This window comes from Aquibacillus salsiterrae, assembly GCF_028416595.1.
GTDB classification, from domain to species: Bacteria; Bacillota; Bacilli; order Bacillales; family Amphibacillaceae; genus Aquibacillus_A; species Aquibacillus_A salsiterrae.
The window spans coordinates 1-2,004 of record NZ_JAMQKC010000055.1; the positions used below are offsets into that span (position 1 = coordinate 1).

At 41.6% G+C, this 2,004-nt stretch carries 3 protein-coding genes; all 3 read left to right on the forward strand.

The window, feature by feature from the left end:
• On the forward strand, nucleotides 1–840 hold an 840-nt coding region (locus tag NC799_RS18205), incomplete at its 5' end, for a Mu transposase C-terminal domain-containing protein (protein ID WP_272447850.1).
• A complete protein-coding gene (locus NC799_RS18210; RefSeq protein ID WP_272447851.1) occupies nucleotides 833–1,624 on the forward strand; it encodes an ExeA family protein in 792 nt (263 codons plus the stop codon). The genes NC799_RS18205 and NC799_RS18210, both read left to right, overlap by 8 nt.
• 5 nt (nucleotides 1,625–1,629) lie before the next feature.
• Nucleotides 1,630–1,854 (forward strand): DUF5348 domain-containing protein, encoded by a 225-nt coding sequence (locus NC799_RS18215; RefSeq protein ID WP_272447852.1) that lies wholly within the window; start codon nucleotides 1,630–1,632, stop codon nucleotides 1,852–1,854.
• Nucleotides 1,855–2,004: the final 150 nt, after the last annotated feature.

Genomic DNA, 2,004 nt, shown 5'->3' on the forward strand with positions numbered 1-2,004 from the left:
TATTTAATCGCTATAATCGATGATCATAGTAGGCGCATTATGCATGCCGAGTTCTTTTTTGAAGAGCGTTATCCGAGACTTGAAAGGTGTATGCAAAAGGCTGTATTAAAATATGGTGCACCAGATGTCTTTTTTTGTGATAATGGCTCTGTGTATAGTGCCACCCAATTCAAAATCATCTGCGCTCGAATGAATACGAAGCTTATTCACGCAAAACCGTATTCGCCAGAGTCGAAGGGTAAAATTGAGAAATTCTTCCAATTTGTTGATTCGAGTTTTACTGGTGAAGCTTACCTATTGATCAATCAGCAGAAAATGGAGACATTAAAGCAACTGAATGACTACTTTGCTTCATGGCTTGAAGCCTATGATAATCGTATCCATCGAGGCACAGGACAAACACCAAAGAAACGGTACGATGCGTGCGAGGAACCTAAGCGACATTTGCCAGCTGAGGCACTCAAAGAGATCTTCCTATGGGAAGAAACACGTACTGTGCGGAAAACGTCAGTGATTGAAGTCGAAGGCAATACCTATGACGTCGATTCCTTCTTGCGTGGTAAAAAAATTCAGATCCGTTATAATCCCTATGACTTGTCTTATATTCAGATATGGAAAGAGGACGAACGATTTCCAGATGCCAAGCCAGCGGAACTCCGTAATCAGAGTCATTCAAAGTTGTCGATGAATGATCACGAAGAAACACCTCCTACCCCAGTTTCTAGTTATTTAGAGCAGATCAAGAAACAGCAGGAGAAAGAAAAGCGTCAAGCACTAGGGACGACAAGTTTTGCAAGCCTAAAAGAAAGACAGACAACTGGGGGTGCTGATCATGATTGATTTCTTCGAAATGAAAGGGGTTCCCTTTACCCGTGAGATAGCACCTCATCAATTGTTTGATTCATCAAGCTATAAGGAGGCTGCGGCGCGACTAGAATATGCCGTTCAAAACCGTCAGTTTTGTCTTTTAACAGGGGAAGCTGGGATGGGGAAATCGACCGCTGTGCGAGGGCTTGTGCAACAGCTTGATCCGGTTCATTATCGCTATTTATATATTTGTGATTCAGGGCTGACTCCAAAACTGTTTTATCGGGAAGTTCTCCAATGTTTTGGTATTCAACCAGCCCATCGGGCTCCTGAAGCTAAGCGACAATACCAAGCACTTATGCTTGATATTTACGAAAATGAAAAAAAGATCCCCGTCATTATTTTGGACGAGGCACATCACTTCTCAGAATCGATGTTACAGGAACTCCGTTTTGTTTTGAATTTCAAAGAAGACTCTATGTCTCCCCTATCTCTGATTATTGTGGGCCAACAGAGTCTGAGAAATCAACTAAAGATCAAGCATTTGGAAGCCATTGAACAGCGAATCCAAATGCGATATCAGATGGTTGCCTTGACCGAAGAAGAGACGGCGGCGTATATTCAACATCAACTAAAAGCGGTCGAAACGCCACATGAGATTTTTTCCGAAGAAGCCACTCAAGCCATTTACCAATTCAGTAAGGGCATCCCTCGGAAGATTAATTCTCTTTGTAGTTTAAGTTTAATGGATGCTCGTCTTCAAGGCAACAAAATTGTCGGGAGATCGCACGTGGAACGTGTGATGAATGAGTGGTAAAGGGCATGAAGAAGATAGGTATAGAAATGATTTATGATGACGATTTGGAGAACTGGATGGTTGAGTTAAATGGTCGCACCTATAGCCTTCACTGTGGAGAAATCTTTGATTTAGTCATCGGGGTAACCAACATTCCTTGTAGACTTGAGTTAGATAGTCAATGGTATGTGATTGTTCATGAAGTTCGTTTCAATTTAAGACCCAAGGATACTTACAGGATAATTATTTGAACACCTTACCTTGTCCTGAAGGGATGGAAATGCTTTTTTTCGTCCCTTCAGGACAAGGCCACCAAGCGTAAGTACGGTAGTTGTTAGTCGGAACAGTACCAGAAAATTTGGTCGCTAGTGTTAATGAATAGAGTTTAAAATATAAATAAT